General features: G+C 63.1%; 11 protein-coding genes and 2 tRNA genes. 9 read left to right on the forward strand and 4 right to left on the reverse strand.

Features of this window, described 5'->3' with window-relative positions; all coding sequences use genetic code 11:
* Positions 1 to 31 precede the first annotated feature (31 nt).
* The 3 genes from CXY73_RS10770 to CXY73_RS10780 form a co-directional block, all read right to left on the reverse strand.
* Positions 32 to 778 (reverse strand): hypothetical protein, encoded by a 747-nt coding sequence (locus CXY73_RS10770; protein WP_104177710.1) that lies wholly within the window; start codon positions 776 to 778, stop codon positions 32 to 34.
* A 150-nt stretch (positions 779 to 928) separates the two neighbouring features.
* The gene (locus tag CXY73_RS10775) at positions 929 to 2,470 is read right to left on the reverse strand and encodes an SDR family oxidoreductase (RefSeq protein ID WP_104177711.1); all 1,542 of its coding nucleotides are present in this window, start codon (positions 2,468 to 2,470) and stop codon (positions 929 to 931) included.
* A 41-nt stretch (positions 2,471 to 2,511) separates the two neighbouring features.
* Positions 2,512 to 4,089 (reverse strand): MFS transporter, encoded by a 1,578-nt coding sequence (locus CXY73_RS10780; RefSeq protein ID WP_104177712.1) that lies wholly within the window; start codon positions 4,087 to 4,089, stop codon positions 2,512 to 2,514.
* A gap of 158 nt (positions 4,090 to 4,247) precedes the next feature.
* On the opposite strand from CXY73_RS10780, the gene CXY73_RS10785 reads away from it, so the two are divergent.
* From CXY73_RS10785 to CXY73_RS10800, 4 genes are read left to right on the forward strand one after another with little or no spacing between them, the layout of a single operon-like run.
* On the forward strand, positions 4,248 to 4,892 hold the full coding sequence (locus CXY73_RS10785) for a DsbA family protein (protein WP_104135713.1): 645 nt from the start codon (positions 4,248 to 4,250) through the stop codon (positions 4,890 to 4,892).
* A gap of 9 nt (positions 4,893 to 4,901) precedes the next feature.
* The gene (locus CXY73_RS10790; RefSeq protein ID WP_104135712.1) at positions 4,902 to 5,393 is read left to right on the forward strand and encodes a ribose-5-phosphate isomerase; all 492 of its coding nucleotides are present in this window, start codon (positions 4,902 to 4,904) and stop codon (positions 5,391 to 5,393) included.
* A gap of 6 nt (positions 5,394 to 5,399) precedes the next feature.
* Complete coding sequence (locus tag CXY73_RS10795) at positions 5,400 to 6,395, forward strand: Fpg/Nei family DNA glycosylase (protein WP_104177713.1); 996 nt, start codon at positions 5,400 to 5,402, stop codon at positions 6,393 to 6,395.
* 48 nt (positions 6,396 to 6,443) lie between these two features.
* Complete coding sequence (locus tag CXY73_RS10800) at positions 6,444 to 8,030, forward strand: multicopper oxidase family protein (RefSeq protein ID WP_104177714.1); 1,587 nt, start codon at positions 6,444 to 6,446, stop codon at positions 8,028 to 8,030.
* A 76-nt stretch (positions 8,031 to 8,106) separates the two neighbouring features.
* Here the strand turns inward: CXY73_RS10800 and CXY73_RS10805 are convergent.
* A tRNA-Gly gene (locus CXY73_RS10805) sits at positions 8,107 to 8,177 on the reverse strand.
* Positions 8,178 to 8,361: 184 nt separating this feature from the next.
* Here CXY73_RS10805 and CXY73_RS10810 point away from each other — a divergent pair.
* The 5 genes from CXY73_RS10810 (at position 8,362) to clpX (ending at position 12,795) form a co-directional block, all read left to right on the forward strand.
* A tRNA-Pro gene (locus CXY73_RS10810) sits at positions 8,362 to 8,435 on the forward strand.
* Positions 8,436 to 8,478: 43 nt separating this feature from the next.
* A complete protein-coding gene (gene tig / locus CXY73_RS10815) occupies positions 8,479 to 9,897 on the forward strand; it encodes a trigger factor (protein ID WP_158254106.1) in 1,419 nt (472 codons plus the stop codon).
* A gap of 166 nt (positions 9,898 to 10,063) precedes the next feature.
* The gene (locus CXY73_RS10820) at positions 10,064 to 10,660 is read left to right on the forward strand and encodes an ATP-dependent Clp protease proteolytic subunit (protein ID WP_092450832.1); all 597 of its coding nucleotides are present in this window, start codon (positions 10,064 to 10,066) and stop codon (positions 10,658 to 10,660) included.
* A 27-nt stretch (positions 10,661 to 10,687) separates the two neighbouring features.
* Entirely contained in the window at positions 10,688 to 11,386 is a 699-nt protein-coding gene (locus tag CXY73_RS10825) for an ATP-dependent Clp protease proteolytic subunit (RefSeq protein WP_104135708.1), read from the forward strand.
* Between the two features lie 131 nt (positions 11,387 to 11,517).
* A complete protein-coding gene (gene clpX / locus CXY73_RS10830) occupies positions 11,518 to 12,795 on the forward strand; it encodes an ATP-dependent Clp protease ATP-binding subunit ClpX (RefSeq protein ID WP_104135757.1) in 1,278 nt (425 codons plus the stop codon).
* Positions 12,796 to 12,798: the final 3 nt, after the last annotated feature.

Here is a 12,798-nt window from a genome sequence, read left to right on the forward strand (position 1 = left end):
CGTTCTCCTGTCGTTGTAGCGCAGTAGGAGGCTAGCGGGCTTGGGCGATGATTGCTTCGGAGACAGCGACAGCGACAGCGACAGCGACCGCGTCGGTACGTGACTCGACCTGGTACGCCGACTGGCCGAGCGAAAAGATCACGGTGCAGTACGACGAGGTGTCGGTGCAGATCTGCACGGCGTGCTCGCCGTCGACGGCGCCTTCCAACGCAATCTGCGGCAGGGCAGCCTGGCTGTCGGGAGTGGAGATCATCGTGTCGACGATGCTGGCGAGGTCATAGCCGACCGTGATCGAGGTGCCGTTGACACCAGCGGCGTCAACGTAGCAGGTGAAGACCCCCGCGGTCTGTGTCACGTACCGGTCGAACCAGATCGGGTCCATGCTCGACGAATCGCAGATTTCGTAGTCGAGGGCGTCGACACCAAGTGCCATCGCACTACCCTGCGACTTGAGCGCGCCGGTGCAGGCGGGTTCCCGTTCGACCAGGTCTACCGCCGGCCAGACCAGGTGGCTGGGCACGGCATACTCGGTGAGGGCCATCCCCGGCTGCGTCGCGGCCACCGGGGTCGGCATACTTTCGTCGGCGGGGGCCAACGCGCCGGCCACGGTATCGAGGGTGGCAACATCGTCACAGGTGTAGACACCCGTGGTAGCGGCAAGTTCTGTCGGCCCCGCGCTCGCTGACCTTGGCGGCCCTGCGACGGGCCCGGCCGCGCATCCGCTGAGAGCGACGAGAGCGAGAAAAACGGTCGGCGTGATCAGACGGCGGTGTAGCATGCGGTCAGCCTCACAGGGGCAATTTTTGCCGCATGACCTGAGGTTTACTCGACATCTTTGAGTCCTCGCCATGGGCGCGATCCGGTCAGGGAAGGGTTGGTCCAACTATGTGGCCGCCTGGGGTACACCCCAGTGGTCGACGGCCAGGTGCTACCAGGCGCCGGGCTTGTAGTCCTTCAGAAAGACGCCGTAGACGTCTTCGCCGTCCTCGCCGCGCACGATCGGGTCGTACACCCGGGCGGCGCCGTCGACCAGGTCGAGCGGAGCGTGAAAACCCTCCTCGGCCAGGCGCACCTTGGTGGGGTGTGGGCGTTCGTCGGTGATCCAGCCGGTATCGACGCTGGTCATAAGAATGCCGTCTTCCAGCATCTCCTTCGCGCTGGTGCGGGTGAGCATGTTCAGGGCCGCTTTGGCCATATTGGTATGCGGGTGGCCGGGGCCCTTGTAGCCGCGACCAAACACGCCCTCCATCGCCGACACGTTCACAATATAAGTACGTCGGGCCGCGGATGCTGTGAGCGAGGCCCGCAGACGGCTCACCAGCAGAAATGGTGCCGTCGTGTTGCACAACTGCACTTCGAGCATCTCGAGCGGATCCACATCTTCGACGTTGGCTGTCCAACTGTTCACGTCGTGCAGGTCGGGAACAAGCCCGCCGGCGTCAATGGCGGTGCCAGCGGCGAGACGCTCCAGCGACGAAGACCCGGCGGCGAGTGCCAGCCGGGTGAGATCATCCGCTGTAAGGGCACCGGCACCGGCCGCCGTCGTGAGCAGCGGATGCCCGGAGACCGATGCAGCCAGGGCGAGCGGATGCGCATCGTTGGTGTGGCCGAACGACACGATCTCGGGCAGGGGGCCGTCGGGCAGCGGAGCATCCTCGGCCTCAACCAGCAGGGAGTACGAGCCGCGCGAGCGTCGCACGGTCTGCGCTGCATTGTTGATGAGAATGTCGAGCGGGCCCTGGGCAGCGACCGAATCAGCCAGGGCGATCACCTGGGCCGGGTCTCGCAGGTCGATGCCGACGATGCGCAGGCGGTGCAGCCAATCCTTGGAGTCGTCCATAGCGGCGAAGCGGCGCACGGCGTCGCGCGGAAACCGGGTGGTGACGGTGGTGTGGGCACCGTCGCGCAACAGGCGCAGAGCGATGTACATGCCGATCTTGGCGCGGCCGCCGGTGAGCAGTGCGCGCTTGCCGGTGAGGTCGGTGCGCGCGTCGCGTTTGGCGTGGCTCGAGAGGGCGCAGCTCGGGCAAAGCTGGTGGTAGAACGCGTCGACCACGGTGTATTTCTGCTTGCAGATATAACAGGCGCGCGGAACGAGCAGCTTACCGGCGGTCGCCGTGCTGGTACCAAGAGAGAGCTGGGCGCCGCGGGTCTCGTCGTCGATGCGGGTGGGCGCGCCGGTGGCGGTGGCGGCGATGACGCTACGATCGGCGTCGGCGATGACCGCGCGTTTCTCCAGGCGCCGCGACATCTTGACCGACTTGAACATCTTGGCGGTCGCCTGGCGCACGGTGACGAAGTCGGCGCTGTCCGGGTCCACGTCGCTGAGGGAGGCGAGCACCCGCAGGGTCACTTCGAGGTCGTGCGGGTCGATTCCGGCGAATTCAAGGGCCGGCGCGCTGCATTTAGCTGCGCTCGCGTTGGTGGGCGCAGTGTTGGTGGGCGCAGTGGTGGGGGGCGCGGTGGTCATTCGCGAATTCTACGCGGGGCGACTGTGAGCATCCGTTTTATCTAGAGTCTGGCCGGTTCTTGAATGGGAATGGCAGTGGTGGGTGGCTCGTAGGTGTGGTCGAACGGCATTTCGTCAGTGTTGAGCAGGGGGTTGTCGTTCTGTGTCTGGACCAGGCCGTGTGCTTCTTCGGCACTGTTGACGCTCGGCATCGACCCGGGTAGCGGGCGGTTGGCCGATTCCTTGAGAAAGTAGATCGCGATCGCACCGATGAGAGAGGTGCCCATCAGGTAGAACGCGGGCATCATGTCGTTGCCGGTGCCCACGATAAGCGCGGCGATGATGAACGGCGTGGTGCCGCCGCAAATGGCGACCGCGAAGTTGTACGAAATGCCCATGGCGCCGTAACGGCTCGCCGTCGGGAACAGCGCCGGTAGTGCTGAGGCAATGGTCGAGACGTAGAAGGTGACTGGGAGCGCGATGAGCGCGAGGCCGAGCAACGTCGACCAGATCGAACCGACGCCGATGAGCAGGAACGCCGGGTAAGCCAGCACGACCGTGCTGATGGCACCGGTCCACAGCACCGGACGTCGACCGACCCGGTCGGACAGACGGCCGCTCAGGGGGATGCACAGGGCCATGACCACGAGGATCGGAATCGTCAGCGCCGTTCCGTGCAACTCGTCGTAGCCCTTGTTCTCGGTGAGATGGGTGGGCATGTAGGAGGTCAGCGCGTAACCGACGGTGTTCGCGGCGGCAACGAGGATCATCGCGATGATGATGTTGCGCCCATAGGCTTTGAAGATCTGAATCGGGCCCTTGGGGGTCTCTGCAGTTGCTCCGACCGGGTTCTTCTGGGCGGCTTCCTGCGCATCGAGGGTGGCTTGGAATGCGGGAGACTCATCGATCTTCATGCGGAAGTAGATGGCGATCAGGCCGAGCGGCCCGGCGATGAGGAACGGCAGGCGCCAGCCCCAATCCTCCATGACCTCCTGGCCGAGCGTGAGCTGCAGCACCGAGACGAGCGAGGCGCCGATGGCGAAACCGAGGTAGCTGCCCATGTCAAGAAAGCTGGCGAAGTAGCCGCGCTGCTTGTCGGGAGCGTGCTCGCTGATGAAGGTTGTGGCGCCGGCGTACTCGCCGCCGGTGGAGAATCCCTGCACGAGTTTGACGAAGACGAGCAGCACCGCCGCCCAGACACCGATCTGCGCGTAGCCCGGCAGCAGGCCGACGGCGAAGGTCGAGGCGGCCATCAGAATCAGGGTGGTCGCAAGCACCTTCTGCCCGCCGATGCGGTCACCGAGCCAGCCGAAGAACACGCCGCCGAGGGGGCGGGCGAAAAAGGTCGCCGCAAAGGTACCGAGCAGAAACAGGGTTTGAACGGATGCGTCCGCCTCGGGAAGGAAGACCGGTCCCATGGTGGTGATGAGGTAGCCGAAGACACCCACGTCGTACCATTCCATGGTGTTTCCCACGATGGTGCCGCCGAGGGCGCGCTTCATGATGGGTTTCTCGACGACGTTGACGTCGGACACCGCGATGCGGCGGCGTAGGAGAGCCTTTTTCGGCTTCACGGTGTGCTTCGCAGCCGTGGACTGCGCGGTGGACTGCGCGGTGGACGTGCTTCGGTCAATGGGCATGTGAATTTCTCCTGTGGAGATACTGTGCTTGCGACGTTGAGATGTACTGCCTGGTGCAGTTTTTTTGACCCAACATCGATAGCCCGTCCGGGGGCGATGCCCAAATGGTCATTCGTAGGAACGGAGATCCCCCTGCCGTTTCTGCATAGGCTGGTCCTATGACTGATTCTGTAGATTTCTGGTTTGACCCCTCGTGTCCCTGGGCCTGGATGACTTCGCGCTGGGTGGACGAGGTCGCCCGGCTGCGTCATTTCGAGGTGACCTGGCATGTCATGAGCCTCGCCGTGCTCAACGAAGATCAGGAGGTGAGTGAGGAGTACGCGGCGTTTTTTCCCCGGGCGCTCAAGTACACCCGCCTCGTCACCGCCGCCAACGAACTGCACGGCCAGCCGATGGTCAAGGCGCTCTACGACGCACTTGGCCAGCGGATTCACCCGGGAGGCAACACGAACCCCGACGAGGTCATTCCCGCCGCGCTCGCCGAGGTGGGCCTGCCGGCCAGTTTCGCTGCCTTCGCCGACAGCGAGGAATATGACCTGGAGATGCGCACCAGCCACTTCGATGGCATCAATCGCGTTGGCCAGGACGTCGGCACGCCCGTGATCGCCGTAAACGGTGTGGCCTTCTTCGGTCCGGTCATTTCCCCGGCACCGATGGGCGAGCAGGCCCTGGCGCTGTGGGACGGCGTCGTCGCGCTGGCCAATTACGACGGATTCTTCGAACTCAAGCGCAGTCGAACCCGTGAACCGCGCTTTGAGCCGAATATCACCGAGTCCGTCGGTACTCCGGCCAGCACAAATTAGACTGCTCTTATGCGCATCCACATCGCCACGGACCATGCCGGTCTCGACCTCAGCCATCACCTGATCACGCACCTGAGTGCGGCCGGGCACGAGGTCGTCGACCACGGGCCTCGGACCTACAATGCCCTCGATGACTACCCTGCTTTTTGTATCAATGCAGCGCAGGCCACCGTCGACGACCGAGAAACTGGCATCGAGGCGCTCGGTGTTGTGTTCGGCGGCTCGGGCAACGGCGAGCAGATGGCCGCGAACAAGGTGTCCGGCGCCCGCGCCGCCCTAGTCTGGAACCTCAGCACGGCCCGTCTGGCCCGTGATCACAACGACGCCAACGTCATTTCCATCGGTGCCCGCGAGCACACAATTGAAGAGGCCACGAGCTTCATCGACGCGTTCATCGCCGAGCCGTTCAGCGCTGAAGAGCGGCATGTGCGCCGCATTCATCAGCTCGGGGAATATGAAACCACCGGAACCATCGCCGGAAAAAACGTCGACGGCCGGTGAACTGAGGTGCCAGAAGGTCACTCCGTCCACCGTATTACCCGCCAGTTTCAGCGCAACTTCATCGGCCAACGGGTCACCGTTTCCTCCCCACAGGGACGGTTCGTGGCCGGTTCCGCGCAGCTCAGTGGGCACACCGTGACGGATGCCCGCGCCGTCGGTAAGCAGATGTTCCTGGAGTTCGATCACGGACTCTGGTTGCGCATCCACTTGGGATTGTACGGAGCCTGGGATTTCAGCGGCGAGATTCAGATGGATGCCACGATGGCCTCGGCCAACGGCCGGATGGGCCAGACCAACCAGCACGGCACCGACCTGACTGCTGGCCTGCCGACCTACGACTCGGCCGGGGAGAACTCGGTCTTCAGCATCGGCGCGCCCCGCCGAACCCGGGTGCGCATGTCGGAACAGGAAAAGGAGATCGACCTCGCCGACACTTTTCCGCCGGAGCCGGTCGGTCAGGTGCGCGTGCGCCTGCTCAGCGATACGGTGTGCGCCGACCTGCGCGGTCCGACGGCGTGTGAGGTGCTCCACCCGGCCGAGGTCGGTGCCGTCATCGCCAAACTCGGCCCCGACCCGGAACTGGACAACAGTCCACAAGCCGAAGAGCGGTTCGTGAGCGTCGTGCGCAAGAAGCCCACATCGATTGGCCGGTTGCTCATGGATCAGGGCGTGGTCAGCGGCATCGGCAATGTCTATCGGGCCGAGATGCTCTTTCGGGCCGGGCTCAACCCGCACGCGCCCGGCAAATCGCTCGGCGACGAAACCGTGCGTGACCTGTGGCGTGACTGGGCGCACCTCCTCCACATAGGAGTTGCGACCGGGCAGATGATGACCATGGACGGCCTCGAAGGCCAGCCTTATCGGCTCGCCATGAAGAATCGGGCCGACCGGCACTGGGTTTACAAACGGGAGGGGCTACCCTGTCGAGTCTGCGGCACCCACATCGTGCTCGAAGAGATGGCTGCCCGCAAGCTGTACTGGTGCCCGCGCTGCCAGGCCTGACGAGGGGGCATGGTGTAACAGTCCAGAGCAAACTGCGAAAATAGAAACATGATCCGAATTGCCAGGCCCCGCCGTCGCATCGCAACTATCGTGAGCGGGGCCGTAGTCGGTACGGTGGTAGTGGCCCTCGGCCTCACCGCGTGTTCCGGTGAAGATGGGGCCGGCGTGATCGACACGGTCGGCAACATTGAGTTCGTGAATCCGCTCGCCATCCCGCCCCTGGCCGACTCGACCGTTGACGCCGCGGGCGAGCGAGTGTTCGACCTCACGGCTCAGGCCGGCACAACCGAATTTACGTCGGGCGTGGAGACCGACACCTGGGGCTACAACGGCAGCTATCTTGGACCGACGATCATCGCCGCGCGCGGCGAAAACGTGCGCATCAACGTCAACAACGATCTCGACGTAGCTACCACCGTGCACTGGCACGGCGCGAACCTCCCCGCCAAAATGGACGGCGGACCGCACCAGATGGTCGAACCCGGCGCGAAATGGAGCCCCAACTTCGAGATCGACCAGCCAGCCTCAACGCTGTGGTACCACCCGCACCCCGAAGGCGACACCGAGCACCAGGTCGAAATGGGCTTGGCTGGCGTCTTCATCGTGCAGGACAACGAAGAGGCCGCCCTCACCCTGCCGCGCAGCTACGGCGTCGACGATATTCCGGTGGTGGTGCAAGATCGTCGCTTCGACGAGAACGGCCAGTTCGTCACCGACGTGCGCGGCTACATCGGACCCATAGGCGACCAGCTGCTCGTCAACGGCACCCTCGCGCCGTACCTCAACGTCACCTCCGAGGTGGTGCGACTGCGACTGGTCAACGGGTCGACCGCACGGGTGTACGACTTCGGGTTCAGCGACGGCCGCTCGTTCGATCTGATCGCAACCGACGGGGGACTGCTGACGGAAGCGGCGCCGATGGACGGCATCCGTTTATCGCCGGGGGAACGCGCCGAAATGCTCGTTCAGCTGGTGCCGGGGGAGACCGTGAACCTGCAGTCGAACAAACCAGACCTCGGTACCTCGGCCAGCGCCGCGACGCGCAACGCCGGTGACGACACCCTCGACGTGATGGAGCTGCGCGCCGCCGACACGCTCAGCAGCATCGGAGAGACCTCCAGCACCCTCGCGAGCATCGAACCGCTCGATAAAGAGGATGCCTCCGTCGATCGTTCGTTCACACTCAACGGTTACACGATCAACAATCGGCTGATGGACATGACCCGCATCGACGAGACGATCGAGGCCGGCGCGACCGAGGTCTGGACCGTCGACAACGCCATGCCCCTGCCGCACAACTTTCACGTGCACGCAGTGCAGTTTCAGGTGCTGCGGGTGGGCACCGAGCCGCCGCCCGTCGAACTGTCTGGCTGGAAGGACACGATCTACCTCGAGCCCGGCAAGCGTTACGAACTCATTATGCAGTTCGCGGAATATACCGACCCCGACTTTCCGTATATGTTCCACTGCCATATGCTGTCGCACGAAGACGCCGGCATGATGGGCCAGTTCGTCGTGGTCAAGCCCGGCGAAGAGGCCGGTACCCCGCCAACCGCTCGCGACGCCATCGTTCCCCAGTCAAACCTGGCCGTCGGCAGCGGACCGCGCACACTCTCGCCTGCCCACGATCACTAGTTGTCGACATCCGCTTAACGAGTGAAAGCCGCCAGCTGAAGCTGGCGGCTTTCACGGAATCAACGTCCCAACATAGAGGGGTCGACGGGAATCGAACCCGCGTCATAAGTTTGGAAAACTCAGGCTCTACCATTGAGCTACGACCCCAGGCCCAGTAATTGGGCACTCGAGTATCGTAGTACAGGAAACCGGGCGTCGTTTGCCAGTACGGGCGCATCCGCTCGAAAGGCGTGCATTAGACTGGCTGAGGTCAATCCGCCTGTCGTGAGCTTTCGCTTGCGCCACCGAATTGGTTCCCCAACAAAGTAATACCGACGGGTCGAAGTAGATCCGGGGCGTAGCTCAGCTTGGTAGAGCGCTCGTTTTGGGGGCGAGAAGTCGCAGGTTCAATTCCTGTCGCCCCGACATTATCCGCAGCACACCGTTTCAATACACAGGAGAGTCTCGAGTGAAGTCCACGGTCGAAAAACTGAGCCCCACGCGCGCCAAGCTCACCATCACGGTGAGCCCCGACGAGCTGAAGCCAGCCATCACCCACGCCTACGGCCACATTGCCGAAGACATCAACGTCCCCGGTTTTCGTAAGGGTAAAATTCCGCCGGCCATCATTGACCAGCGCGTCGGTAAGGCTGCCGTTTTGGAGCACGCCGTCAACGAGGGTCTCGACGGTTTCTACCGCGCGGCCGTTGGAGAAAACAAGCTGCGCCCGCTCGGTCGTCCAGAGGCCGACATCGTGGAATGGCCCAGCAACACCGACTTCTCCGGTGACCTGCTCCTCGCTATCGAGGTGGACGTGCGCCCCGAGATCGACCTGCCCAGCTACGACGGCCTCAAGCTCACCGTCGACGCCGTCGCGGTTTCCGACGAGGAAGTAGCCGAAGAGCTTGACAAGCTGCGCAGCCGTTTCGGCACGCTCATCACGGTTGACCGCCCCGCCAAGACCGGCGACTTCGCCCAGATCGACCTGAACGCCGCCATCGATGGCGAAGAGGTCGACACGGCGAGCGGTATCTCCTACGAGCTTGGTTCCGGCGACCTCATCGACGGCATCGACGAGGCGCTCGACGCGCTCAGCGCCGGCGAGACCACGACCTTCAACTCCGACCTCATGGGCGGAGACCACGAGGGTGAGACGGCCGAGATCACCATCACGGTCATCGCCGTCAAGGAGCGCGAGCTTCCAGAGGCCAACGACGACTTCGCTCAGATCTCGAGCGAGTTCGACACCATCGCCGAGCTGACCGAGAGCCTCAAGGTTCAGGTTGAGAAGTCCAAGGCCTTCGGCCAGGGCAGCCAAGCACGCGAGCGTCTCATCGAGACGCTTCTCGGCTCGGTCGAGGTTCCGATCCCCGCCGCGATCATCCTCGACGAAGTCAACCGCCACCTCGAAGGCGAAAGCCGCCTGGAGGATGACACCCACCGCGCCGAGGTCACCGAAGCCAGCGAGAAGACGTTCCGTCAGCAGATTCTGCTCGACACGATCGCCGAAGCCGAGCAGGTCAAGGTCAGCCAGGACGAACTCACCCAGTACCTCATCCAGGGTGCCAGCCAGTACGGCATGGACCCGAGCGAGTTCGTGCAAACGCTCAACACCAACGGACAGATTCCGTCGATGGTGGCCGAGGTCGCTCGCAACAAGGCCCTCGCCATTGCTCTGGGCAAGGCCGAGGTCGTTGACTCCAACGGTAAGCCGGTCGACCTGAGTGAATTCACCGGCCCGGTCGGCGACGATACGGATGGTGAAGCGGATGCTGCTGACAGCGACGCTCCGGCGGCTCCGGCGGCTCCGGCGGCCGAGGCTGACGCCGAAGTCGATGCTGAGGTTGACGAGAAGCCCAAGAGGAAAAAGAAGGCTGCTGCCAAGTAGTAGCACCCGTTTGCGTGATCGGCCGGCCGGAATCTTCCAGCCGGCCTTTCGCATGCTGCAGGGCACGTGTGCGACAGCCGGTAATCTGCCGAGGGCGAACAGAGCCATTTTGACGCTCGCGCTCCGATAGATTTATTGAGAAGCGACAACTGAAACGGAGCACGACATGGCCGACCCGACACCCACCAATGGTGTATTTGACCGACTGCTGAAGGACCGCATCATCTGGCTCGGCTCAGAGGTCCGTGACGAAAACGCGAACGAGATCTGCGCCAAGATCCTCTTGCTGGCAGCGGAAGATTCCAAACGCGACATCTACCTCTACATCAACTCTCCTGGCGGCTCGATCACCGCCGGCATGGCGATCTACGACACGATGCAGTTCGTACCCAACGATATCGTCACGGTCGGCATCGGCATGGCAGCCTCAATGGGCCAGTTCCTGCTGACTTCGGGGACCAAGGGCAAGCGGTACATCACCCCGAACGCTCGTGTGCTTTTGCACCAGCCGTCCGGCGGGTTCGGTGGCACGGCCGCCGATATCCAGACCCAGGCTCGCCTCATCCTCGACATGAAGCAGCGTCTTTCCGAGATCACGGCCGCGCAGACCGGGAAGACCCCCGAGCAGATCAACGCCGACGGTGACCGCGACAACTGGTTCAGCGCCCAGGAGGCCCTCGAGTACGGTTTCGTCGACCATCTCCGCGCATCCGCTTCGGATGTCATCGGCGGCGGCGGTACCGACCCCGACGCCACCAAGTAGTCCACCGAAACTGAACAGGAAGAAATCATGACTATCCCCACATTCGGTGGAACGGCCTACAGCTCGATGGGCGGCTCAACCACGCACTCTTCTACATCTGGCATGCCCGATTCCCGCTATATCCTCCCCACTTTCGAAGAGCGCACTGCCTACGGTTATAAGCGCCAGGACCCGTACGCCAAGCTGTTCGAAGACCGCATCATCTTTCTCGGCGTGCAGGTTGACGATGCTTCCGCCGACGACGTGATGGCCCAGCTCCTCGTGCTCGAAAGCCAGGACCCGGACCGCGATATCACGATGTACATCAACTCGCCCGGTGGATCGTTCACCGCCATGACGGCGATTTACGACACCATGCAGTACATTCGCCCGCACGTCATGACAGTGTGCCTCGGCCAGGCAGCATCTGCTGCGGCCGTTTTGCTCGCCGGTGGAACAGCCGGTAAGCGGCTCGCTCTGCCGAACGCGCGCATCCTGATTCACCAGCCCTCGGTTGGTGGCCAAGGCGGTGGCCAGGCTTCGGATATCGAGATTCAGGCCGCCGAGATTTTGCGCATGCGGGTCTGGCTCGAAGAGACCCTCGCTCACCACTCCAACCGGAGTGTTGAGCAGGTCAACAAGGACATCGACCGCGACAAGATCATGAGCGCGGCTGAGGCCCTCGAATACGGCCTGATCGACCAGGTTCTAACCAGCCGCAAGAACCTTCCGATGCTGGTTAAGTAGTCTGAGCTCTAAACACCGGTACGGCGCGTCGCCTTCGGGCGCCGCGCCGTACCGGTTTGTGGCGCCCTGCACTCAAGTGTCGTACGTACAGGCTAGGCTCAATTGCAGCGAGACCAATGGAGGAGGCAGACATGGCCCGAATAGGCGAAAGTGCCGACCTGCTCAAGTGTTCCTTTTGCGGAAAGAGCCAGAAGCAGGTACAACAGCTCATCGCCGGCCCCGGCGTGTACATCTGTGACGAATGCGTCGAGCTGTGCAACGAGATCATTGAAGAGCGACTGGCTGAGGCCGGCTCCGAAGCGACCGCCGGTGAATTCGACCTCCCCAAGCCCAAAGAGATCTTCGGTTTCCTCGAAGAATACGTCATCGGCCAGGAACCCGCCAAGCGTGCCCTCGCCGTCGCCGTGTACAACCACTACAAGCGCGTGCGGTCTCGTGCCACGCTCACCGCGGCCGAGGCTATTCACGACGATGTCGAGATTGCCAAGTCTAATATTCTGCTGATTGGCCCGACCGGCTGTGGCAAGACCTATCTGGCCCAGACCCTGGCCAAGCGTCTCAACGTGCCCTTCGCCGTGGCGGATGCGACGGCCCTCACCGAGGCCGGCTACGTCGGTGAAGACGTCGAGAACATTCTGCTCAAGCTCATTCAGGCCGCCGACTATGACGTCAAGCGCGCCGAAACCGGCATTATCTACATCGATGAGATCGACAAGATCGCCCGCAAAGCCGAGAACCCGTCAATCACGCGCGATGTCTCGGGCGAGGGTGTGCAGCAGGCGCTCCTGAAGATTCTCGAGGGCACCATTGCTTCCGTTCCGCCGCAGGGTGGGCGTAAGCATCCGCACCAGGAATTCATTCAGATCGACACCACCAACGTGTTGTTCATCGTGGCCGGCGCCTTCGCTGGACTCGAAGACATCATCTCGTCGCGGGCCGGCAAGAAGGGCATCGGGTTCGGGGCGCCGCTGCACATCAAGGGCGACGATATCAACCTGTTCAGCGAGGTCCTGCCCGAAGACCTGCATAAGTTCGGGCTGATCCCCGAATTCATCGGACGCCTGCCCGTCGTCACCACGGTCACCCAGCTCGACCAGGTCGCGCTCATGCAGATTCTCACCGTGCCGAAGAACGCTCTGGTGCGGCAATACCAGCGCATGTTTGAGCTCGACGGGGTTGAGCTTGAGTTTGAACAGCCCGCCCTCGAAGCCATCGCCGATTTGGCCGTGCTGCGCAAGACCGGTGCTCGTGGCCTGCGAGCCATCCTCGAAGAGGTGCTCGGCCCGGTCATGTTCGAGGTGCCGTCCAGCACCGACGTTGAGCGGGTGATCATCACCCGCGATACCGTAATGAGCAATGCACCGGCTGAGATGGTTCTGCACAAGACCCGCCAGGTGAAGTCGGCGTAAGCC

Origin of the sequence: Cryobacterium sp. Y50 (genome assembly GCF_002929805.1) — a bacterium.
GTDB lineage: Bacteria > Actinomycetota > Actinomycetes > Actinomycetales > Microbacteriaceae > Cryobacterium.

Bases quoted from the DNA above. Each gene is read 5' to 3' on its own strand.
- CXY73_RS10770 (WP_104177710.1), bottom strand. From the start codon at position 778: ATGCTACACCGCCGTCTGATCACGCCGACCGTTTTTCTCGCTCTCGTC.
- CXY73_RS10775 (WP_104177711.1), bottom strand. From the start codon at position 2,470: ATGACCACCGCGCCCCCCACCACTGCGCCCACCAACACTGCGCCCACC.
- CXY73_RS10780 (WP_104177712.1), bottom strand. From the start codon at position 4,089: ATGCCCATTGACCGAAGCACGTCCACCGCGCAGTCCACCGCGCAGTCC.
- CXY73_RS10785 (WP_104135713.1), top strand. From the start codon at position 4,248: ATGACTGATTCTGTAGATTTCTGGTTTGACCCCTCGTGTCCCTGGGCC.
- CXY73_RS10790 (WP_104135712.1), top strand. From the start codon at position 4,902: ATGCGCATCCACATCGCCACGGACCATGCCGGTCTCGACCTCAGCCAT.
- CXY73_RS10800 (WP_104177714.1), top strand. From the start codon at position 6,444: ATGATCCGAATTGCCAGGCCCCGCCGTCGCATCGCAACTATCGTGAGC.
- CXY73_RS10820 (WP_092450832.1), top strand. From the start codon at position 10,064: ATGGCCGACCCGACACCCACCAATGGTGTATTTGACCGACTGCTGAAG.
- CXY73_RS10825 (WP_104135708.1), top strand. From the start codon at position 10,688: ATGACTATCCCCACATTCGGTGGAACGGCCTACAGCTCGATGGGCGGC.
- clpX (WP_104135757.1), top strand. From the start codon at position 11,518: ATGGCCCGAATAGGCGAAAGTGCCGACCTGCTCAAGTGTTCCTTTTGC.